This window comes from Mucilaginibacter mali, from assembly GCF_013283875.1.
Taxonomy (GTDB): Bacteria; Bacteroidota; Bacteroidia; order Sphingobacteriales; family Sphingobacteriaceae; genus Mucilaginibacter; species Mucilaginibacter mali.
Genome location: NZ_CP054139.1, coordinates 2,190,798 through 2,214,757 on the forward strand (window position 1 = coordinate 2,190,798; position 23,960 = coordinate 2,214,757).

The 23,960-nt window shown below is 45.0% G+C and carries 16 protein-coding genes; 12 read left to right on the forward strand and 4 right to left on the reverse strand.

All coding sequences use genetic code 11. From position 1 onward, the window contains the following. The first annotated feature begins 81 nt into the window (after positions 1–81). Positions 82–1,200 (forward strand): glycosyltransferase family 4 protein, encoded by a 1,119-nt coding sequence (locus tag HQ865_RS09225; protein ID WP_173414619.1) that lies wholly within the window; start codon positions 82–84, stop codon positions 1,198–1,200. 7 nt (positions 1,201–1,207) lie between these two features. Here HQ865_RS09225 and HQ865_RS09230 read toward each other — a convergent pair whose 3' ends face one another. Then, positions 1,208–2,011 (reverse strand): glycosyltransferase family 2 protein, encoded by an 804-nt coding sequence (locus HQ865_RS09230; RefSeq protein ID WP_173414620.1) that lies wholly within the window; start codon positions 2,009–2,011, stop codon positions 1,208–1,210. 616 nt (positions 2,012–2,627) lie between these two features. Between HQ865_RS09230 and HQ865_RS09235 the strand changes: the two genes are divergently transcribed. From HQ865_RS09235 to HQ865_RS09260, 6 genes are all read left to right on the forward strand, one after another. After that, complete coding sequence (locus tag HQ865_RS09235; RefSeq protein ID WP_173414621.1) at positions 2,628–3,263, forward strand: RNA polymerase sigma factor; 636 nt, start codon at positions 2,628–2,630, stop codon at positions 3,261–3,263. Further along, positions 3,260–4,582 carry a hypothetical protein gene (locus tag HQ865_RS09240; protein ID WP_173414622.1) on the forward strand — a complete coding sequence of 441 codons (1,323 nt, stop codon included), beginning with the start codon at positions 3,260–3,262 and terminating at the stop codon, positions 4,580–4,582. Before HQ865_RS09235 ends, HQ865_RS09240 begins: the two co-directional genes overlap by 4 nt. 4 nt (positions 4,583–4,586) lie before the next feature. Continuing rightward, positions 4,587–5,135, forward strand: coding sequence for a YceI family protein (locus HQ865_RS09245; RefSeq protein WP_173414623.1), 549 nt, complete (start codon positions 4,587–4,589; stop codon positions 5,133–5,135). Between the two features lie 22 nt (positions 5,136–5,157). Continuing rightward, a complete protein-coding gene (locus tag HQ865_RS09250; protein WP_173414624.1) occupies positions 5,158–6,075 on the forward strand; it encodes a DUF5777 family beta-barrel protein in 918 nt (305 codons plus the stop codon). Positions 6,076–6,161: 86 nt separating this feature from the next. Continuing rightward, the gene (locus tag HQ865_RS09255) at positions 6,162–6,605 is read left to right on the forward strand and encodes a QcrA and Rieske domain-containing protein (protein ID WP_173414625.1); all 444 of its coding nucleotides are present in this window, start codon (positions 6,162–6,164) and stop codon (positions 6,603–6,605) included. Positions 6,606–6,717: 112 nt separating this feature from the next. Continuing rightward, positions 6,718–8,244, forward strand: a complete 1,527-nt coding sequence (locus tag HQ865_RS09260; protein ID WP_173414626.1) for an IS1182 family transposase — start codon at positions 6,718–6,720, stop codon at positions 8,242–8,244. A 155-nt stretch (positions 8,245–8,399) separates the two neighbouring features. Here the strand turns inward: HQ865_RS09260 and HQ865_RS09265 are convergent, their stop codons facing one another. Further along, entirely contained in the window at positions 8,400–9,509 is a 1,110-nt protein-coding gene (locus HQ865_RS09265; protein WP_237073783.1) for a bile acid:sodium symporter family protein, read from the reverse strand. Positions 9,510–9,632: 123 nt separating this feature from the next. Here HQ865_RS09265 and HQ865_RS09270 point away from each other — a divergent pair, with 123 nt between their 5' ends. After that, positions 9,633–12,938, forward strand: a complete 3,306-nt coding sequence (locus HQ865_RS09270; RefSeq protein ID WP_173414627.1) for a glycosyl hydrolase — start codon at positions 9,633–9,635, stop codon at positions 12,936–12,938. Positions 12,939–13,126: 188 nt separating this feature from the next. Here HQ865_RS09270 and HQ865_RS09275 read toward each other — a convergent pair whose 3' ends face one another. Further along, a complete protein-coding gene (locus HQ865_RS09275; protein ID WP_173414628.1) occupies positions 13,127–13,651 on the reverse strand; it encodes a hypothetical protein in 525 nt (174 codons plus the stop codon). A 78-nt stretch (positions 13,652–13,729) separates the two neighbouring features. Between HQ865_RS09275 and HQ865_RS09280 the strand changes: the two genes are divergently transcribed. The 3 genes from HQ865_RS09280 to HQ865_RS09290 all read left to right on the forward strand — a co-directional run bounded on the left by HQ865_RS09280 (position 13,730) and on the right by HQ865_RS09290 (position 19,002). After that, positions 13,730–14,866, forward strand: a complete 1,137-nt coding sequence (locus HQ865_RS09280; protein WP_202020462.1) for a redoxin family protein — start codon at positions 13,730–13,732, stop codon at positions 14,864–14,866. Positions 14,867–15,030: 164 nt separating this feature from the next. Then, the gene (locus HQ865_RS09285; RefSeq protein WP_173414629.1) at positions 15,031–17,532 is read left to right on the forward strand and encodes an ABC transporter permease; all 2,502 of its coding nucleotides are present in this window, start codon (positions 15,031–15,033) and stop codon (positions 17,530–17,532) included. 45 nt (positions 17,533–17,577) lie between these two features. Further along, complete coding sequence (locus HQ865_RS09290) at positions 17,578–19,002, forward strand: amidohydrolase family protein (RefSeq protein WP_173414630.1); 1,425 nt, start codon at positions 17,578–17,580, stop codon at positions 19,000–19,002. An 11-nt stretch (positions 19,003–19,013) separates the two neighbouring features. Here HQ865_RS09290 and HQ865_RS09295 read toward each other — a convergent pair whose 3' ends face one another. Beyond that, positions 19,014–21,200 carry an FUSC family protein gene (locus tag HQ865_RS09295; RefSeq protein WP_173414631.1) on the reverse strand — a complete coding sequence of 729 codons (2,187 nt, stop codon included), beginning with the start codon at positions 21,198–21,200 and terminating at the stop codon, positions 19,014–19,016. A gap of 176 nt (positions 21,201–21,376) precedes the next feature. On the opposite strand from HQ865_RS09295, the gene HQ865_RS09300 reads away from it, so the two are divergent. Further along, entirely contained in the window at positions 21,377–23,959 is a 2,583-nt protein-coding gene (locus HQ865_RS09300; RefSeq protein WP_173414632.1) for a phosphoenolpyruvate carboxylase, read from the forward strand. Position 23,960 lies beyond the last annotated feature (1 nt).

Here is a 23,960-nt window from a genome sequence, read left to right on the forward strand (position 1 = left end):
AATATCCTGTACTTGTGCGATGAGTATCCACCTGGCCGTCATGGGGGCATAGGCACATCGGTGCTACTCCTGGCCAGACAGATGGTTAAAATGGGGCATAGGGTAGTAGTGGCAGGATTTTATAGCCCCGGATATGGGGGGAGTGATGAATTTGATGATGAGGGTGTAAAAGTTTATCGTTACCGTTGGCGAATGGACGGTGTTTTAAAAAATGAGCAAAAACTAAGCACCCGTATTATAAAAAAACTACTGACGATATCGGGGATATTAGATCGTGATATTAAAAAAAGCCTGGTATTGTATCAAAGCAGCTTGGAGAATATCATTGCCAGGCATGAAATAGACATAATTGAGATGCCTGATTATAACGATTATGTAAGGCATTGCCGTTCATTTATTCCGTTTCCAAAGCTGTCAGTCCCGGTAGTTATAAAAATGAATGGTTCCATCACTTATTTTAATCGCGAAGCAGGTAAACCAGTACCCGATCATATTTTTAAAATAGAGCGAGGTATTATAAACCGATCCGCTGGAGTTGCGGCAGTAAGCCAGTATACAGCGAGTAAAAGTGCTGAATATTTTATCTATACAGATAAAATAGATATAATCCCCAATGGAATAAACACGGCTATATCCTTTGATGGTATAAATAAGAACCCGCTACAAGTAATTTTCACCGGTACACTGGTGCAGAAAAAGGGCATATATCAGTTAGCGAAAGCCTGGAATATGGTTAATCGTCAAGTACCCGGTGCCCGCTTGCTGGTACTTGGTAAAGGGAATTGTCAAAAGGTAATGAATCTGTTAAATCCAGACGCGCAGACAACTGTATCGTTTATGGGGCATGTTGCCGCCGGAGAATTATACCGCTATCTCAGCAGTTCGGCCATTGCCGTATTCCCTTCATACGCTGAGGCTTTTGCCCTCGCTCCATTAGAAGCTATGGCCTGTGGAATAGCGGTGATCAATTCCAACCGCACATCGGGTCCTGAATTGATAGATAATGGCATAGATGGCTTACTGATAGATCCGGATGATATTGATCAACTGGCATCGGCCATATTACATTTGTTAAATAATGTTGAAATAAGAGAGCAGATAGCGAAAGCGGGGAATAAGAAAGTGGGGGAGGTGTTTGATATTGCCAATATCGCGCAGCAAAACACTGATTTTTATAACAGAGTTTTAATAGCTAAATAGGCCGCCGTTATTCTGTCCAGTTTAATAACAGCCTGTGTTTAACGTAGTGCCTTTTGGTATCAGTACATTCCAGATTTTCCAGGTAGTGATATTTAAGCCAGGTGTTTTTTGCTGAGTTTTTAGCGATATGCCAACCCTCTACGCCATCTAAAAAACCCAGGTATAAAAAATAATTCCTTATAAAATTAAAAGCGGGAGCCAGGTACAGTTTTATATAATTGCTTTTTTTGCCGCTGTTGTAATATTTTTTGGCGCTCAGCGATGCGTAATAAATAGCTTTCTCCCTGCATTCATATTCATCCCTTACCGAATAATGATGTATGTGGCCCGGCAAAGTCTTTTTAACAGTCGACCTAGGCAACACCAGGGTTTCATGTACAGGTAATTCCGTCCATTTTACAGTCTCCCGGTTAAATAGTCGAATATGATGATCTCGCCCCCAGCTACCAAACCTAATTAGCTTACTGCCGAAATAAGTTTTAAAGCGAATATCGTATACAACGTTTTCTTTGCTATAATCTAAACGGAATAAGGAGTGGATAAGGTCTTTGTCAATAATTTCATCGGCATCAATGCTCAGTATCCATTTATAACGCGCATGGGCAATGCCTTTGTTTTTATTAGCTCCATAGCCGTGCCAGTCTGCTTTAAATATCCGGCAATTGTTTGTTGCTGCTATTTCAACAGTATCGTCATTGCTGCCATTATCAATTACTACAATATCATCGGTAATTAAACGTGCCATTGCAATGGTACGCGATATAATTTCCGCCTCGTTTTTTGTGATGATAATAACTGATACAGGAACCATAGTGATACAATTAATAAACAAAGGATCATTACACAAACTGCCTGTGTTTATTAATTATATCGTAGGACTTATGCTATAGGTTGCCTGTAATGGATTAAAAAAATAAAGCATTATTTTTTGTTTTGTGCCTCCCAGCCAGCAAAATCAAGTGTGCGGCCTTCCACTTCATTTTGGCATTCGAAATTAGGGCACAAAATCACCCATGCTCTTATTCTTTGTTCAATAACAGGCCGCCTTCCGCATTTAATGCAGTTTAACACATGGTAGCCTTCTTGTATCTTTAGATATTTTTTACGCACCGGCTTTAGAAATTATATATAAAATAGTTAAATTGTTGGTCAAAAGTGTTGAGTGATTTTCTATCTATCTCAGATGTACGTATAATTTAAATAAGTAGTTGCCTTTATACTACGGTACTTGAAAAAATGTTCGTCTAAAAAAAATCTATCCCGGTAAAACTAAAAAAACTATTGCCGTTTGCATGGTTTATTTAAAATGAATTAAAAAAATTACAAAAAAAATGCGTGTCAGGCAACCTTTATAAATTGTGCTTCGTTTTTAACTGTAAACACAACTATTAAAACGATCGCATCAATTTTAAACAGGCAAAACCCAGATGACTGAAGAGGATCTACATCAACTGATCAGGAACTGCGCCAAGCAGGACAGGAAATGCCAGAAATTGCTCTACAAAGCATTTTATGGCTTTGCCATGGGTATTTGTTTAAGGTATGCGGGGAATAGGGACGAGGCAGCGGAAGTAATGAACCAGGGATTTTTTAAAGTATTTACCAATATAGACAGGTATGATCATAGCCGGCCGTTTAAAGCCTGGCTGGGCCGTATCATGATGAATGCTTCGATAGATCATTACCGGGCGAATTTAAAAATGGCTTATACTGATGATCTGGAAAAGGCCGAACACATAAGCGATGGCGAACTGGCTGATAAAAAACTGAACTACGACCAGCTTTTGGCTCTTGTTCAGAAACTACCACAAGCGTATCGAACAGTATTTAACTTATTTGCTATAGAAGGTTACGGGCACGATGAAATTGGCGAAATGCTGGGCATTAGCGCCGGTACGTCAAAATCAAACCTGCACAAGGCACGGCAAAAGCTTAAACTAATGATATTAAAGGCAGAGCAGCCCTATACCGATCAGGGCGGCAAAATGAATTACTCATCTGTAGTAGCTATTAGCTCGACAGATATAAACGGCATTTTTTTTAATAACGGGATAAGGATATGAGCGCGGAAGAAAAAAATAAACTGGATGAACTATTAAAAAAAGGACTGGGTACACCAGACTCCTTTGCTGAATATAACGACCAGGATTGGGATGACCTTGAACAGCTGCTTGATGCTGACAAGGCGCCGCGCGGTATTATTTACTGGCTGCCCCGTTTAGGTAGTGTAGCCGCTATACTGTTATTGTTTTTAGGTTGGTGGATGTTTAAACCAGCCAAAATTGAAGTGAAACCAACCGTTTCGATTAAGCCATCCACGCAATTGCCTGTAAATAACAGGCCGGATAGTAATAATGTTAACGGTACAACACCCGTACAAATAGCACCTAATGCAAATAACCAGGCTATTGCAGGGACTGATGTCAATAAGACTGCACCAACAGCGCCTGCATATGCGCATGTTACTATTAAACATGCCCCGTTAATTACAAATAAAGCTGTAGACAAACGGCCTGATAGCCATGATGTACAACCTGTAACAAATAATACATCTCAACAAGATATATTAGCTAAGGTTGATCCTAAAACCGATAACAAAGTAAACGACCAGGTAGTAAAACCGGGTAATACAGATAGCAAGGTTAATGATGCTAATACAACAACATCCACCAATGTGATAGCATCCGCAGGTACACAACAAACTGTTACCGATAATAATCCAGCTAATCAGGCTGCTCCGGTTACGGTTAAAAAACCTAAAGTAAGCAACCCATCGGGCTTTAAACCACAATTTGGCTTAGCTATCATGGCATCGCCTGATATTAATGGGGTAAGTTCGTTTCAGAATGCAAAGGTAGGTACCAATATAGGCTTGCTGCTATCGGTAGGTGTTACCAAAAAACTCACTATCAGTACAGGCGCCGCCTATTCTAAAAAGCCTTACCAAGCCGATTTTGCCGATTACTATGCCGGGTATAAGTTTAAAACCGATCCGCAGAATGTATATGCCGATTGCCGCGTACTGGATATCCCTTTAAATGTAGATTATAAATTATATAGCAGAAACAGGAACTCATTCAGCGTAGGTTCGGGGCTTTCCTCATACCTGATGCTAAAAGAAAAATACACTTATAATTATGCCTCTCCGTACACTACCGGCCCGGCCAGCTTTACGGTTACCAATAAAAACAGGCATTATTTCGGTGTGCTTAATTTAAACGCTACTTACGAACATCAGTTAAATACCAAATTTAGTATTGCGGCGCAGCCGTACTTAAAAGTACCGCTTACCGATATCGGTAATGCCCGGGTTAAACTCCAGTCGGCGGGAGTTGCACTGGGTGTGCGCTGGAACATCAATAATAGGTCGATAACGCCTTAAAACTATGAAACATATCAGTATTATTTTACTTGCCTGGTTAGGGATTAGCCAGGCAGGGGGGGATCTCTATACCTGTAAAAATGCCGCTATCAGCATTTATTCAAAAGCTCCGATAGAGGATATCGAGGCTAAAACTGCCAACGGTACCTCTGTTTATAATGCCGCTACCGGCGATATGGCTTTCAGCGTTCCTGTAAAATCATTCAAATTCCAGAAGTCGCTGATGCAGGAGCATTTTAACGAGAATTACATGGAAAGCGATAAATACCCCAATGCTACATTTAAAGGCAAGGTGCAGGAACATCCCGACCTAAGCAAGGATGGCACCTATAACGTAAATGCCACCGGCGATCTGGAGGTGCATGGTGTAAAGCAAACCCGCACCATTCCCGGCACACTAACTGTAAAAGGCGGCGTGGTAAGCCTTAATACCGAATTTATGGTGAAATGTGCCGACCACAAGATCACCATACCAACACTTGTGTTTCACAACATAGCCGAATCTATAAAAGTCCAGGTATCGGCAACTTATAGTAAATACCAGGGCAAATAATAAAACCTTAAAACTCACATCAATGAAAAAAACGACGATCATAGCATTAGCAGGACTAATGTTAAGCGCCACGGTGATGGCTCAAAAAACCAACCCGGCCGATTCATTAATGAACGCCATGAACAAGGATACCGGTAGCGAGCGGGTCACTATTTTTAAGTCATCGCGCATGGTGTTGCTGCAATCAACCGAAATGATAAAAAAGAATAACCTTAACTTTTTGGTAATTCACCGCTTTGGCGATTTTGCAGGCAAATCAGGCGGCGGCCAAACGTATTTTGGTTTAGATGCGGTTAACGATGTATACCTGGGTTTAGAATATGGCATAAGCGATAATTTTAATATCGATATCGGCCGTAGCACAATAGGCGGCCTTGCCGACCTGGAACTAAAGTATGCCGTGTTGCACCAAACTACTAACGGTGGTTCGCCAATTGCCATTACACTGATAGGCGAGGGCGGCGTTAGGCCATATCGTACATTTAATAGCTTTAGCGACCGTTTATCATACTTCGGGCAGGCTATTTTCGCTCGCAAATTCGGGCCCGCTTTTTCGATGCAGTTAGCGCCAGCTTATGTGCGTAATAATACACCTATGCCGGCAGTTACAGGGGCACCAAGCTCGTTTTTTGCCCTTGCCGGTACCGCCCGCTTCAAGATCAGCAACCGTGCCGGTTTGATCATCGATTACGCCAAAAACTTCTCAGATTTCGCCAAAAACAACAGCGATTGGTCTGACCCGCTGGGTGTAGGTTTTGAAATTGAGACCGGCGGCCACGTGTTCACCATGAATGTAACCAATGCGCGTGCTGTTAACGAGATCAACTACCTGAGCGCCGGCCAGGGCATGGCATTTGGTCGCGGCCAATATCGCTTAGGCTTCACCATATCAAGGATGTTTGATTTTAATGGCGGGCATAAAAAGAAGGATAAAGAATAAATAAATCAACCCAAGTCCTCTCCTTTGGAGAGGATTTAAGAGAGGTAATAAATAACAAGATCGATCATTATTGAAATTAAAGCCCTATGGAAAGAGACGAGTTTTTATCGAAATTAGGTATAGGCATATTAGCCGTATGTGCCGGTTGCGGCATTGCATCGTGCGGCAGTAAAAGCGATGCGCCTGCACCAACCAGTGGCGGCACAGGCCCGGCAAAAGGCAGTGGCAATGTTTTCACCGCCGATCTGAATACCGAGTTAACTACTGTTGGTAGTTCAAAAACGTCAAACGGAGTAATATTAGTGCGTTTAGCCGCGGGTAATACGGCATCGTCGTTTACGGCTGTTCAAGTGGCCTGTACACACGAGGGTACTCCTATAGGTTACAACAACGGGCAGGGGATTTTTATATGCCCATTGCATGGCAGCCAGTTTAGCAAAACTGGTGCCGTGCTGATGGGGCCGGCTGCTGCTGCCTTACAGCAATATACCGTAAGTATTCAGGGTACTACCTTAACGGTGGTTGCCTGATGAAGATATGTGAGTGATTGTGATGTAGAATGGTTTATGTAAAGCAATGAGGCTGTCTCAAAAGCGAGGCAGCCTCTTTGTTTTTGAGCGTAATTTTCAGTAACTTAAAGGCATGGGAGGAAAAGTAGTCTTTAAGGAATATGATCCTGACCAGTTAACCTTTTTACCGTATAAACTGGAGGAACTGGTACCGCAGGGTCATCCGGTACGTATTGTATCGAAGGTGGTCGATCAGGTAGATGTTAAACCGATTAACCGCAAGTATAAAGGCGGCGGGGCATCCAGTTTTCATCCGCGGCTGATGCTCAAGCTGCTGATCTACGGTTATCTGACCAACACGTATTCTTCACGGAAGTTGGAAGACCAGGCCGCGCAGAATGTACATTTCATGTGGCTTTTAGGCATGAAAAAGCCTGATCACAATACCATCAACCGTTTCCGGAGCGAGAAGCTGTCGGGTGTTTTAAAGGAGATCTTCTCACATATCGTATTGTTATTACAGCAGGAAGGTATCGTCTCGCTGAAAGAAGCTGTTTTTACCGATGGTACCAAGATCGAATCGGTAGCGAACAAGTACACTTTTGTATGGGGCAAAAGCATTAAGAACAGCAAGGAGAAGATGAAAGCCCAATTGGATGAACTGTGGAGTTATGCGCAAACCATCGCTGCCGAAGAACTTAAAGACACCGCACCGCTGGAATACAGCGAGATCAACCCGGAAAAAGTAAAAGAAACGATCTCAAAGATCAACGCCGCCCTGGACGATAAGGAAGATGTCGATAAGAAAGTAAGGCAGAAGCTGAACTATGCCAAAAAGCACTGGCCGGAGAACCTGGCCCGGTATGACGAGCAGGAAAAGCTGTTAGGCGGTCGCAACAGCTTTTCGAAGACCGACCCGGGTGCCACCTTCATGCGGATGAAAGAAGACCCTATGCTGAACGGGCAGCTTAAACCCGGATACAATCTGCAGATCTCCACCCAGGAGCAGTTCATCTTGAACTATAGCCTGCACCAAACCACAACCGATTACCAGACCCTTCCATCACACATCGAACAATACGAAACTTTATATCATGCACTTCCAAAAGCGGTAGTGGCCGATGCGGGCTACGGTTCGGACGAGAACTATGGCGTATTACAGCAAAAAGGCATTGAAGCTTATATCAAATACAACACGTTCGACCAGGAACAAAATAAAGGCATCAAAGCATTCGGTAATGACAGTTTGCACTATAATGAACAGGAAGATTACCTGGTATGTCCGATGGGACAACACATGCAGCATATCGGCACCGGGCAGCGGGTCTCCACATCCGGCTATGTGCAACTGATCAGCCGCTATCAGGCGCAGAATTGTGAAAACTGCCCCATGCGGGGCGTTTGTCACCAAGCAGCCGGTAACCGCGTGGTGGAGATCAACCACAGCCTTAGAATACACAAGCAGATAGCGAAAGAAAGACTGAATACCGAACAGGGCATCAAATACCGAAAGCGACGGCCCGCAGATGTCGAACCGGTGTTCGCCAACCTGAAGCATAATCACGGCTTCAGGCGATTCCTGCTGAAGGGAATGTCCAAAACCGAGGTCGAAATAGGGTTATTATCCATCGCACATAACCTCAGAAAGTGGAAAGCCTGATAAAAAAGGCTTTTTATCCGATAAAAACACCTGAACCAACTCAAAAAAATCGAAAGCAGGCTGATACAGTCCCGCTTTCCTAATAACTCATCTAAATCGGCATCAACGAAAAAACCGCCTCATAATTGACTTATGAGACGGCCTCTTGCTTGTTTTTAGGTTAAGGCAACCACTTCGGGCTCCGTATCTTTTATCGGCTTACGATGCCACCACGATGCCAGTACCGAACCTGTGATATTCATCACCGGGCCAAATATAGCAGGGGCCAGGCCTACTGTGGCTATTTTACCCATGCCCTTGGCCAGGCCCGATGCCAGTCCGCCGTTTTGCATGCCCACTTCAATAGCCATGGTGCGGCAATCGCGCTCGCTCATCTTAAATAATCTACCCGACCAATACCCAAGAAAATACCCGCACAGGTTGTGTACCAACACCAACAGTATGAGTAATGGGCCGATATGTAGCAAGCTTTCCCTGCCGGCAGAAATGATGATCAGGATGATAACAGCGATACCCGCCATCGATATCAACGGCATAACTTTATCCAGCCATTTGGCTTTGCCATGCATAAAATGATTAAATACCAGGCCGGCGCCGATAGGAATGATCACCATCTTCATGATATCCCACATCATGTTCAGCACATTGATCTCGATAAAACTACCGGCCAGCAATTTGATAAGCAAAGGTGTTAATAGAGGTGATAGCAAAGTAGATACGGCAGTAATGGTAATTGACAGCGCCAGGTTGGCTTTAGCCAGGTACGATATCACATTTGATGCCATGCCATTAGGCGAGCAACCTATCAGGATAATACCTGCCGCTATCTCGGGCTGAAACCCGCTCAGATTGGCTAAGGTAAAACCAATTAACGGCATAATAATAAAATGACTGGTCACTCCAATAAACACGCCCCGTGGATTTTTCAGCACACCGGCAAAATCGTGCACACTCATGGATGTGCCCATGCCAAACATAATAATCTGTATCAGGGGAGTGATCAGTCCGGCTAATTTATAGCTTTTAAACTCTACAAAATTGGCCGGGTAATAAAGCGCGGTAGCAACCGCTGCGAATATGATGATGGTATAAGTAAATCCTTTAAGCCTCGGGTTGAGCAGGAAACCGATAGCTAAAGCCAGGAAGAAGCTGATGATAGATGGCCCGCCATTTTCAATATGATAAGTAGCTGCCATTAAGCAGAAAGCGAGCAGGAAAAACACAGCCATACCCATGGCTACTTTATAAAGTACAGACGTTTTCAAATTACAATTGGTTTATGGTATCCGCAGCTAATTTATTGATTTCTGTAACGAAATTGAAACCTCTTAAAACTGTTTATCAGACAGATAAAACGCTATATTTATAGCAAACCACACTAACCTGTTATGAAACCTAATCGATTGATAACCGGAGCGGGTATAAGCCTGCTACTGATAACTTATTTATGTGCTATTGCACAGGATAATAAACTACTGTCTGATTTTAAGAACCCACCGCCCGGCGCCTGGCCGCGCGCATGGTGGCATTGGACAAACAGCAACGTAACCAAAGAAGGTATCACCAAAGATTTTGAATGGATGAAACGCGTGGGTATACAAGGTATGCAATTGGGCGATGTGGCATCTGGCGGAGGCCAAACCGTCCCGAATAAGATCGTGTTCGGATCGCCTGAATGGCTGGACGCAGTAAAATATGCCGCTACTGAGGCGGATCGCTTAAAACTGGAGATGACCATGTTCACCTCAGCCGGCTGGAGTTTAACCGGTGGCCCATGGGTAAAACCTGAGCAAGCTATGAAAAAGCTGGTTTGGAGTGAAACGCCGGTGAATATATCAGGCACATCGCCTAAAATTACCTTACCCCAACCACCAAGTAACGAGGGCGCAGGGCCATTGCTGAAAAACGGTACCAGCACAAAAGGCTTTTACAGAGATTTTGCCGTTGTGGCTTTCCGGACACCAACTGATGAAAACGCATCCGTCGAAAATCCAGTTTTAGCTACATATAAAGGTGGCATAAATACCAACGACTTGTTTGATGAGAACCAAACCACCGGTATTTCTATTCCGGCTGATCCCTCCTCAAAAAAGGGTTGGCTATTGATGACCTATGCTAAGCCATATACGTCTAAAGCAATTACAATAGGAGGCCGCAGAGGTATCCCATTTGGTACTTTACAGGTAAGTAACGATGGCATCGCCTATAAAACCATCGCCACATTCCCGGGTAAATCGGGTTATCGTGGCGGGAATATCCGCACTTATTCATTCCCGCAGGTTACAGGCAAATATTACAAACTGGTATTCACCAACGCGCCCGTCAAGCCTGCTGATGTGATATCCGAAGTTACTACCGCTGTCGACACAGCCTACCAGCTAACCGAAGTACATCTGCACAGCGGTGCACGCATCAATCGCTGGGAGGACAAGGCCGGTTTTAATTTCTTGTTTGAATATACTAATACCGAAACACCTGCACAGGCTGCGGCATCGTATATTAAACCTGATGATATCATCGACCTGACCAAACAAATGCAACCCGATGGCACGTTGAACGGCATCAACCTGCCTAAAGGCCAGTGGACGATCATGCGTTTCGGTTACGCGCTTACCGGGGCTAAAAACCGCCCGGCGGTGCCCTCAGGTTTGGGCTACGAGTCGGATAAGATGAGCAAGGCGCACGTATCGGCTTATATGGATGGGTATACCGCTCCGCTTAAAAAGGCCCTTGGCCCGCTATATGGCAAAAGCCTGCAATACATGGTGATGGATAGCTGGGAGGCCAACATCCAAAACTGGACAGACGAAATGCCTGCCGAATTTGCTAAACGCCGCGGCTACAACATCCTGCCGTATCTGCCGGCGTTGGCCGGGCATATTATAGGTAATGCCGAAACAAGTGATCGCTTTCTGTGGGATTTTCGCCGTACACTGGTAGACCTGATAGCCGAAAACCATTATGGAACCGTTACCGATTACCTGAATAAAGATGGCGTTAAAACCTACAGCGAAGCCGGCGGCGTGTCGTTGGAATCGATAGAGGATGCCTTGCTGAACAAGAAGTTTGTAGATATCCCCATGGGCGAGTTTTGGGTTCGTGATTTGCATCCCTCATCGATGTATTACGAAGACATGCGCGGCGCGGCCTCGGCATCGCACATCTATGGGAAAAATTTAGTTGCTGCCGAAGCTTATACCGGTGGCGGATACGAAGCGCCCAATACGCTGAAAAATATTGCCGATTATTGGTTTACGCAAGGGGTTAACCGCCTGGTATTCCATACCTCGGCGCACCAGCCGCTGGACACCAAGCCCGGCAATACCATGGTGGGTACCCACATCAACCGTAACATCACCTGGGCAGAATTGGGTCGCCCTTTTATGACCTACCTTGCCCGCAACAGCTATATGATGCAGCGCGGCCTGTATACTGCCGATATTGTTTACCTGCTGAACGAGGGCGCGCCATCAACCATGCCTTTCTGGGGGCCGGGAATACAGCCAGCTACGCCCGATGGATACGCTTTCGATTATATCAATGCCGATGCCTTGTTAACCCGCATGTCGGCCAATGATAAAGGTCGTTTGGTATTGCCTGATGGCATGAATTACAGCATACTGGTACTTCCCGAAACACAGGAAATGACCTTACCTGTTTTACGCAAAATACAAGCGCTGGCGCAGGCAGGCGCGACTATCGTAGGACCTAAGCCAATCAAATCGCCGGGCTTAACGGGTTATCCATCGGCAGATGAAGAATTAAACCAAATTACCAGCGAAGTTTGGGGCGATTTGGATGGTGTTAGTCGCACCACCCGCACCTATGGCAAAGGCAAAGTGATTTGGGGTTTGCCTTTACAACGTGTACTGCAAGCCAACGGTGTCATTAAAGATGTAGACGCGCATCGCCCGCTGGCCGAGGTTTCATGGATACACCGCCACGACGGTAACAGCGATATCTACCTGATGGTAAACCGCACAAATATGCAACAAGATTTGGATGCCGATTTCAGGATCACCGGTAAAGACCCGGAGCTGTGGCATGCCGATTCGGGCAACTCGGAACCTGCCGCATTTAACATGAGTGGCAATGCAACTACCGTACACCTGCACCTGGCTCCCCGCGAAGCTGTTTATGTGCTGTTCAATAATAATACTTCGGCAACAAGCCGCACGATCACTTACAATCTACCTGCGATGCTTGGTACCATTACAGGCCCGTGGACATTGGGGTTCCCGGGCGGTTGGGGCGCTCCGGCATCTATACAAACGGATAGCCTGGCATCATGGACAACGAATACTGATCCCGGTATCAAGTATTTTTCGGGTACAGCTACCTACACCAAAACTATCGATGTAAAAAAGGAGTGGTTAAAAGATAAGTCTGCTGTTTGGTTAAATTTAGGACAGGTAGGGGATATTGCCGTAGTTACCGTAAATGGCAGCAAGCCCGATACGCTATGGAAGGCGCCTTATATCACCGCATTAGGCAACCAGCTAAAACCCGGTAAGAATATCGTCGAAATAAAAGTGACGAACGAATGGAGCAACCGCATAACCGGCGACTTGCAATTGCCGGCTGATAAAAGGTTCCTGAGCCCCGGCCCGCCTGCATTCGGCCCACCAAGGACTACGTTAAATCCATCGGGCTTATTAGGCCCGGTTACCATATGGGGAGTAAAGAAGGAATAAAAATCCGTCATCCCGAGCGATAGCGAAGGATCCCAAAACACACCTCGTCATGTTGAACGATAGCTAAATATCCCCGGCTATGTATTACCGTCCTGCTTATCGGGGTATCTTTCGCTATCGCTCGGGATGACGGGGGTTCATAAAAAAGTCGCGCTAAATTTGGCGCGACTTTTTTATGAATTACTAATTTAACTCAAATGCATACTATTATCGGGCGTTACAGTCGCTTTCTTCCGGGCTTTTATTTTTAATGTCTGATAGGTAACCCCAATTAAAAAAATAATGAATATAATGCCAAGAGTGGTCTTTACAATCGGATCCTGATCGCTGGCGGCGATAGGGCCGCTGAGGGGTACACGCGTTAATGTTTCAACGGTTGCCGGCACCATCGATAGAAAAAGCGTTAACGATAAGATAATGGCTTGCGTATAATCGCCTTTTTTTTTCAGCACTGGTATGGCTTTCGCATAAATACCGATAGGCAGCAGGACTAAGATAATAATGGCCAGTGGGTGCCCCGGTGTAGGATGCCCTGTGCGCATAATAGGCAGAGCCGTTAAGCAGGTTAAAATGGTTAAGCCGATGTACCATTTGCCAGGGCTGGTTTTAGGGTCGATTTTACCATAACGTGGCAGCGCTACTAAAGCAGATCCGATAGCCAAAATACTAATGGCGGTATGGATAATTCCGAGGGTTGAAAGGTGATTAGGCATAATATTGATTGTTAAGGTGTTAGCAATATAAGCAATCGTTTATTATATTTAAGTAACACTTAAAATAATACTACAAATATGCCGATGCTAACCCGCAGGATGTTTACCTGTTTTTCATTTCTGTTATTGCTCATCTATACCAGCGCATTTGCCGTTGACGATCATAAAACAATGGCTATCGGTTCTTCAGCACCCGACTTTTACCTGCGTGGTGTCAATGGTAAAATGTACAGTTTAGCTTCATTTAAAAGTGCTAAAGTATTGGTAGTGATATTCATGTGCAATCACTGTCCTACATCGCAAGCTTATGAGGAGCGTGTTATAAAACTGACTAACGACTATGCTGGCAAAGGGGTTAGGGTTGTAGCCATCAATCCTAACAACCCCAAAGCATTACGCCTGGATGAGTTAGGTTACAGCGATGTAGGCGACTCGTTTGCCGATATGAAGATCCGTGCGCGGGATAAGCATTTCAACTTTCCGTACCTGTATGATGGCGCTACCGAGATCACTTCTAAAAAATTTGGCCCTACATCTACACCACACGTCTTTATTTTCGATAAACAACGTAAACTGCGCTATAATGGCCGCATCGACGATATGGAAGACCCCGCTAAAACGCCCACATCTTTAGATGCACGGGATGCCATTGATGCTTTATTGGCCGGTAAAGAAATCGCGGTACCGGTTACCAAAACCTTTGGCTGCTCGGTAAAATGGGCCGAAAAGCGCGACTGGATAAAAAAGGCCACGATAACCTGGGCTAATGAACCGGTAAAGCTGGACACCATCAATATAAATGGTATAAAGCATTTACTGGAAAGCAAAACAGGTAAACTGCGCCTCATCAATATTTGGGCGACATGGTGCAGCCCCTGCGTTGCCGAATTTTCTGACCTGGTAACTATCAATCACATGTACCGCGACCGGGGTCTGGAGTTTGTAAGCATCACAACTGATGATCTTTCTGCAAGGGATAAGGCTTATAAGTTTTTACAGCGCAAACAGGCGTCGGGCAAAAACTATATCTACACTGGCGATAATAAGTATAAAATGATAGAGGCCATCGACCCTAAATGGTCGGGCGCTTTGCCTTATACCATGTTGGTTAACCCCAATGGTAAAGTTGTATATCAGCACCAGGGCATGATCGACGCGGAAAAACTAAAGAAGACTATCTTCAACGATCCACTCATCGGGCGAATCTATAAATAGCTATAGCCCAATAACATGCCATTAAACCGAACGGTGCCTGTATCATAAGCGAACACTTTTATTGGTTTAAATCGATATAATATATTGATTTTTAAATAGATATAGGTATGGCATTCTTTTTAGTATGATATCTTAAACTATTATCATCTTTAAACTGGTCTGCTATGCTTAAAAACTACTTCACCATTGCCTGGCGCAACGTACAGCGTAATAAAGGCTACACGCTGATGAATATCGCCGGGCTTGCTTTTGGTCTTGCCGCTTTTATAGCAGCATTGGTATATGTGAATTACGAGACCGGTTTTGATAAATGGGATAAGCAATTAAGCCGTACTTACCGGGTTGATATGAAGGAAACCTGGGGCGAAGAGACCACTAATTCGGCATGGACACCTTTTCCTTTAGCCGCCCAGTTAGTAGCCAATTGTCCCGAAGTGCGGGCTGCTACCAGGATATCGGATAAAGGGCAGCAATTGGTTACCGTGGGCGATAAAGCTTTGTATATTGAAAGGGTAATGGCCGCCGATAGCTCCTTCCTGACCGTGATGCCTTATAAACTAAAATACGGCAGTATGGTAAGCGCCCTAAAGCAACCGGGCGATGCCATTATTACCGGCACTACCAGTATGAGGTTATTTGGTACGGAGAATAGTGTGGGTAAAACCATGGTTTTAAATAATGGGAAAACCTATACCGTTGCTGGCGTCTGCGAGGGTAAGGCACAATCGCACCTTGATTTTGATATATGCGTTTCATTTTCATCGCTGACCGGTACAAACTGGTCGGCTAATGTTTACTTTACTTATGCTTTGCTTAGGCCGGGAACTTCGGTAGATGCTTTATCTAAAAAAACCAAAAGTTTGATAGTTAATAGTCTTGCCACTTACTCATATGGTATGATGTCGGCCGGCAATCCTAAAGTAACCGAACCTGGCAAGCAGCCGGAGCAATGGATAAAAGCCAACCTGGGCCACAGTGTAGACCAGGTAACATTTGAGCCTGTGGCCGATGTGCATTTATTCTCGAAGGCTAAAATATATCGTGACGCGGCCGGGAATCACCCATTGTTTAATACCAAAGCAGGGAATAGCACGCCGGTTATATTTTTTGGTATTGCAGCTGTACTGGTATTGGTGCTGGCCTGCATTAATTATATCAACCTTTCTATAGCGCGTGCTGGTAAGCGCGCCAAAGAATCGGGCATCCGCAAAGTGATGGGAGCAGGCCGCCGTCAGCTGATCGGCCAATTCCTGGCCGAGGCTTTTGTACAAAGCTTTATGGCGATGTTGATTGGTATATTGTTAGCCAAGTGGATCATCGCCATTCTTAATTCGGCTTTCGGGATGCATTTAAGCTTCTTCGATAATGGTTCGGCAATGGCGAACTGGATGTTTGCCGGGCAATTATTATTGCTGGTACTGGCGGTTACGCTGTTATCGGGCGCCTATCCCGCATTTATATTGTCATCATTCCAGGCGGCACGGGTTTTAAAGGGCGAGATCACCAAAAGTGTGAAGGGGAAACTCCTGCGCAACGGACTTGTCATATTACAATTCAGTATATCGGCTTGCTTTATTATTGGTATGGCGGTGGTTTACCTGCAATTGCATTATATCAATTCTACCGATCCGGGTTTTACTACCGAGCAGGTGATGGTGCTTAAACCGTATTCGGGTAGGTTGATAGATCCGGGAATGCCGGATAACAGGATCGATCTTTTAAAAACGCAAATGATGCAAATACCGGGTGTTAAATCTGTAGCGATGACCGATTTTTATCCCGGCACGCCATCAAACGTAACCGGAGCCGATGCCAGCTTTAATAACCGCAAAGGGCAGGTTACTTTCGATTTTGTACATTTTGATTATTTTAAAACGCTCAATATCAAGTTTGTTTCCGGTCGCGATTTTTCACCTGTTTATGCTTCAGATACGGTGAATTCGGCCATTATCAACCAAACCACTGCGCGATATATGGGTTACAGGGATCCCATCGGCCAGCAGGTAGAGCTGATAGGCGTTAAGTATAATATCATCGGTGTGGTTAAGGATAATCATGTGGCGGGCTATAACTCGTTGATTGTACCAGAAGTTTACGGGATAGCTGTGCAGAAGCACATGTTTGGCGGGTATAAATCCATCCTTGTAAAAGTGAATGGGCGCGAGGCATCGGCTACAACCCGGGCTGTAGAGAAGTATTGGAAAAGCATTGAACCCGGCTACCCTTTGCGTTATACCTGGCTCGACCAGGATTTTGCTAAGCTATTGGATAAATACGAGCGCTTCGGCAAGATCACCATTCTATTATCGGCAGTATCTATTGTTATTGCCCTGATGGGGATATTTGCACTCAGCGCGTTCGCAGCAGCACAACGAACCAAGGAGATTGGTATCCGCAAGGTATTCGGCGCATCAGCTGCGGGCATCACTGCTATGTTATCCATGGATTTCCTGAAGCTGATCATTCTCGCCCTGGTTGTCGCGTTCCCGGTATCGTACCTGGCATCACGCAAATGGCTGCAGGAGTTTGCCTACCAGGTACAGCTCAGTTGGCTGGTATTTGCTGCGGCCGGCGTTGTGATATTGGTTATAGCCTTAATTACCGTTAGTATACAAGCCATAAAAGCAGCAGTGGTAAACCCGGTAAAAAGCCTGCGAACGGAATAAGCTTAATGCCCGTTAAGTTTATTTGAAAATGCCTAAATTGGATGCATGAAAATCAATCGCTTTTTTCTTGTAGCCTTATTATCAGGCATATGGTTTATCGGCCGGGGGCAAAATTACACGCCGCAGGTTGCCGCTTACATTAAGTTTAATGAGGCTATTATAGCCATTACCAATGTAAAATTGATAGATGGCACAGGTAATCCCGCAAAGTCGAACCAAACCATTATTATTCGTAATGGCAAAATAGAGCAGGTGGGCGATGCCGCGAAAATAAAACTCCCGGATAATATCAAAACCATCGACGGTACGGGCAAAACACTTATCCCGGGATTGGTGATGCTGCACGAGCATATGTATTATACTATGCCTGCGGGTAATATGTTCAATATCGCGCAAATGCCTTATTCGTTTCCGCGCTTATACCTGGCCGGCGGGGCTACAACCATCCGCACGGCGGGCAGTATCGAGCCACAAACCGACCTTAACATTAAACGAATGATAGCCGATGGCAAAATGTTAGGCCCGGATATGGATGTTACGGCGCCATATATCGAAGAGCAAGGGTACGATATCCCCGGCCTTAACGTAATTAAAGGCCCGGAAGAAGCCGCGGCTACCGTTAACTTTTGGGCCGACAGGGGATGCACCTCCTTTAAAATGTATGTGCACGCCACCAAGGCCGACATGGCTGCCGTAGTGCGCGAAGCACATAAGCGTAAACTGAAAGTAACCGGGCATATAGGTGCGGTAACCTATCGCGAAGCTGCAGAAATAGGCATTGATAATTTAGAGCACGGTTTTATGGCCAGCGGCGATTTCGATAGCCTGAAGGTAGAAAATGCGGTTGATGATAACCACGAACGCCAATCGCTGATGAAACTGGATGTGAATAGCCCAAAAATGAAGGATCTGATGAAATTCATGATCGGTAAACATGTGGCTTTAACTTCCACCTTAACAGTTTTTGAGCCATCTACCAGCCGCGAGGTATTCCCAGGCGGGGCTGATGAAGCGCTTACGCCTGAAGTAAGGGAAATGGTGCAAAAGAAATGGCAGGCAGCTCAAAATCGCGACCAGGCCAGCGCAGCCCTGTTTGCCAAGGAGCAGGCCTGGGAAAAGCAATACGTAGCCATGGGCGGCTTACTGGTAGCAGGTACCGATCCAACCGGTGCGGGTCGTGTAGTGAGCGGCTATTCTAATCACCGTGAAATAGAATTATTGGTTGAAGGCGGTTTTACGCCTGAACAAGCTATAAAAATATGCACTTTGAATGGTGCGATGTATTTAGGCAGACAAGGTGATATCGGCAGCATCGCACCCGGAAAAAAGGCAGATCTTGTTTTGTTAAATGGCGATCTGTCTGCCGATATCAAAAATATCCGTAAAACCGATATGGTGTTTAAAAACGGTGCAGCTTTCGATTCGCAAAAAATATTCGATTCGGTTAAAGGACATGTGGGGATGAACTAATTAAACTATCACTATTGCAGATAGTTATCTGTAACTTTTGCAATATCGTTAGTGATCTTGTTGATAAAGCCTAATTGCTCTTTCAGCAATTTTTCATCAGCGGTAAGATCGGGGATGGAATCCGTTGGTTTAATACCTTTATCGGCTGTAAACTCCACAGTTTTGCCCCCCAGCTTTTTATCAGTCTCGTTTAACACGGCCACACTGCGTTTAAACAGTTTGATATGATCGGGGTGGGGTTTGGCTGTCATTTTTGCTGATGAAGCGGTAGGGGCAATGGTAGCCAGGTACGATGACAGAATATGGTTCAGTACCACAAATTTGTGCACCTCCTTGCTTTTCTTTTGCTTCCTTTTAGGTTCTGATGTCATCCGTTCAAATGCGGCCGAAAGGTTAGCCGATGTTACATAAACCTCTTTACGGGCCAGTTTATAATCGGTGGTACCAGTCGAGGCGCCGGTCATGCTTTCGGCAATTTTAGCCAGGTAATGCGTATTGGCATAAACCACATCGCGCAGACTTTCGGTAATGATTTCCGATTCCCACGACGGGAACAGCACATAACTGGCAATAAACGCGATAACCGAACCGATAATGGTATCCACAATACGCTCCTGGGCTATATTTAAGTGCCCTACGCCTAAAAACTTGAAAAGGATCAGCACATAGGGGGTCATTAAAATAACGCTTACCACGTAGTTTAAACGCTGGAAGCTATAAGCGCCCATCATAAATATCACCAGCAGAACAAACTGTACAATAGTGTTATGTACAAACACTAAAATCAATACACCTATAACTCCGCCGGCAATGGTGCCAATTAAACGTTGGTAATTACGCTGCTTGGAAAGGCTGTAGCCTGGTTTTAATATAACGATGATAGTTAACAGTACCCAATAACTATGGTGCCCAAAAACCAATTTGCGGCCGGTAATATAATCGGCAAAAACAATTACCTCGGCGCTTTTGGTTACAAAAAAGCCGAAGATGCACACCAGCGATACCCGGAGGGCATGTTTAAACGCCGCCGAACTGAACGTAAGGTTATCGAAGAAGATGCGTGGCGCGTAATCCTGGTGGGTAACAAATTTTGAATACTCCTCGTCCTTACGTTCCATTAAACTGGCAGAGGATTTGGAGTTGTAGTAGTTAAAAACGTCGGATATACGCCGGTTAAGATCGCGCAGATTGATCAGGATCTTTTTTAGCACCAGGTTACTGATACCCGGATCGTTTTTACCTACGCCATCAATCATGGTTTTTAATTGTTCCAGATCCTTATCAAAATTAGCCATGTGCTTATAGCGGCTGTTCGACAGGATGGCAAAACCAATATTATCCAGTTCGTCGGCCATGCGGTGCAGTAAAGCGGCTATTTCTTCCAGCACGCCTGTGTGGCCAAATTTTTCGTGGATATCCTTATAATCATAGTGTGTGGCCATGATCTGTTCGTACAGATCGACCAGGTCGACAAAGGTGATCAGCAGTATCCGGCTGGCATAGGTCGATTCCTTTACCATGACGCGGCTCTTGAATAAGATCTCGCGTACAACATCCTGGTGCTGGCTCACCTGTATCTGGTGCGATACCAGTTTGCGGTAATTCTCATCGATATCGGTATCGGGCTTATAAAAATCAGCTTTGATACGCAGGAATTTCACCACATCAAGCATGTTTTCGCCAAGGGCCTGCTGTGCTGCGCGATATGGCCTTATCGTGAAAAACAGCAGGCTTTGCAACATATACCATACACCGCCTGCCAGCAAAGTAGCACTGTAACTAACTATTTCGTCGGGCTGAATGGCCTTATCCATCATGAATATCATAATGAGTAACGAAGCAGTACCTACCGATGCCGCCCGATTGCCATAAACGGTAAACATCGAAAACAGGAACGAGAACAAAGCGATCTCTACACCCAGTGTATACAGGTTCAATCGCGCAAAGCCGGTGATCACCGCAACCACAAATATTAACCCATTGCATATCAGCATGGCATTACGCTTATGCATAGTTGGCCCCGGCACGTCTACCACGCAAACGCACAAAGCGCCCAGCGATAGTGTGAGGCCCATATCAAACAAATTAAATTGGGTAAGTATCAGCGTAGGCAGTAAAATGCCCAGCGAGATGCGTAAACCATCAGAAAAATACTGGCTGTAGAAAAAGCTTTTTATTTCCCTGCTTTGTGTGTTCATTAATATTAGGCGTTTATATCGATGTGAAATTAAACAATTTAATAGTTTTTATTGTTTTTAATGCGGATTTCTTAATAATTTAGCCTGTTGCTAAAAAATATATTAATAGTGATTAAATTGAACCCCACAAAATTAGTCGTATTTTCGGCATCATATAACAACCTTTATAAATTTATATGCCATCAGTAACCAAGCTTAGTCAGCGGGAAATCATTTTTAACCAGGAGGTGGAAAGCCGTTTCCAGTTATACGATAGCCTTTTTCTTACGTTACCTTTTTACCAGGTAAAAGATACAGGTATTTTACTTCCTTTTTTCAGTTCGCATTGCGAAAAAGAAACAGCTAAGCAAAAATCGCCCGCGGCTATTATCGAGTCGTTCTTTAAAAAGTATGTACCCGATATTGATCACGAGGAGCAGATCAACCGCCTGTTCAGGTTCATTCAGTATATCGAGCGCCAGGTGGTTCTATTTGATGCCATTGAAGATTCATCCTTTAACAAGATCGGTCACTTTGAAAAGACCGGTACCCTGCAAAGCCTGTTGCAACAGGTGGATGGCGATGATGAAATGCGCCAGCAGATAAAGGAAAAGCTGAAAACATTTTCGCTGCGCCTGGTACTGACCGCGCACCCAACCCAATTTTACCCAAGCCGGGTGCTGGGTATCATGACCGACCTGATCGACGCCTTAAAGGTTAATGATATTAATACTATTAACGCGTTGCTACAGCAGTTGGGTAAAACGCCTTTCTTTAATAAAACTTCACCTACCCCTGTTGATGAGGCTGTTAGCCTGATCTGGTTTTTGGAGAATGTGTTCTATCATGCCGTAACAGCAACACAGGCCAAGCTTGAAGAAGAATTTGATCTGAAAGATGGCGATAACCAGGTGGTTGAACTGGGCTTTTGGCCGGGTGGCGACCGCGATGGCAACCCGAACGTTAATTGCGAGACCACTAAAACCGTTGCCGCCAATTTAAGACAGATCATATTCCGCTGCTATTACCGCGATTACCGGGTGCTGAAACGCCGTATTACCTTCCGCGGTGTGGAAAGGCCGATGAAGGCGCTGGAGACGTTACTTTACCAAAATGCTTTTAATGAGCAACCGCAACCGGCCAACCTGCAGGCCGACCTGATCGGGCTTTTGTCATCTATCAAAGAAACCATCATAAACGACCATGACGGCTTGTTCTTAAACCTGGTTGATGACCTGCTGCACAAAGTGCGCGCGTTTGGTTGCTACTTCGCCACGTTGGATATCAGGCAGGATAGCCGGGTGCTGCGTAATGTATTTAAGTATTGTACTGCAGGCCGCCAGGTTGATAAAGCTATAAAGAACGGCTACCTGGATTTAAGCGAAGAGGATAAGCTTAAGGCACTTACCTTTAACGAGGCTAACTTATTTGTTGGCGACGATGCCGACGACCTGGTGAAGGATACATTGGATACCATCAGGCTGATGAAGACTATTCAGCATACCAATGGTGAGCGGGCCTGCCAGCGCTTTATTATCAGTAACTGCCAGCAGGCATCGGATATTTTGCAGTTGATGGACCTGTTTTTATGGAGCGGCTGGAAAAAGAACGAACTGACGGTTGATTTTATGCCGCTGTTTGAAACCGTGAACGATTTGGCCCACGCGGCCGAGATTATGGAGAAGCTGTATACGCATCCGTTCTATAAATCGCACCTGAAGAACCGCCATAACCGCCAAACCATTATGCTTGGCTTTAGCGATAGTACAAAGGATGGTGGTTACCTGATGGCCAACTGGTCGATATATAAAGCTAAGGTTGAGCTGACGGCCATGGCGCGCAAGCATAATATACAATTAGCGTTTTTTGATGGGAGAGGGGGGCCTCCTGCGCGCGGCGGTGGTAAAACACACCGTTTCTACTCATCAATGGGTAAAGATATTGCTAACGATCATATCCAGCTGACCATACAGGGCCAAACTGTGAGTTCGCAATACGGTTCGGTTGATACGGCAAGATTCAATTCAGAGCAATTGATCAACGCGGGTATCGTATCGGCTTTAAATCCAAACCGCCATGATCTGCTGGATAGCAGCCACAAAAAGATGATATCTGAAATGGCGGATGAAAGCTATAAGGCTTTTCTTGCACTGCGTGAAGATCCGTTGTTTGTGGAGTACCTGGAGAAATTAAGCCCGTTGAAATTACTGTCGCGGATCAATATCAGCAGTCGCCCAACTAAGCGTAATGCAGGTGCCAAACTGAAGCTGGAAGATCTGCGCGCCATCAGTTTTGTAACCGCCTGGGGCCAGATGAAGCAGAATATCCCGGGTTTTTACGGCGTAGGTACCGCGTTAAAGAAAATAAAAGGGGAGAAGCGCTGGAAGGAAATACAGGAATTATACCATAACTCGGGTTATTTTAAAACCGTGGTTGATAACTGTATGATGTCCATGTCGAAATCGGATTTCCGCGTAACTGCCTATTTGGAAAGCGATAAAACTTTTGGTGCATTTTGGAAGAAACTGCACGATGAGTACGAACTAACTAAAGAATTATTGCTTGAATTAACCGGTAGCGAATCGTTAATGGAGGAATACCCGATAGAGCGGCGATCCATAGCGCTGCGTGAGCGAATTGTATTGCCTTTGGTTATTATTCAGCATTATGCGCTGCATAAATTAAATCATCAGCACCAAGAGGAATTTACGGATATTTACAATAAATTAGTGATCCGTACGGTTTACGGTATTGTAAACGCCGGACGTAATTCTGCCTAAG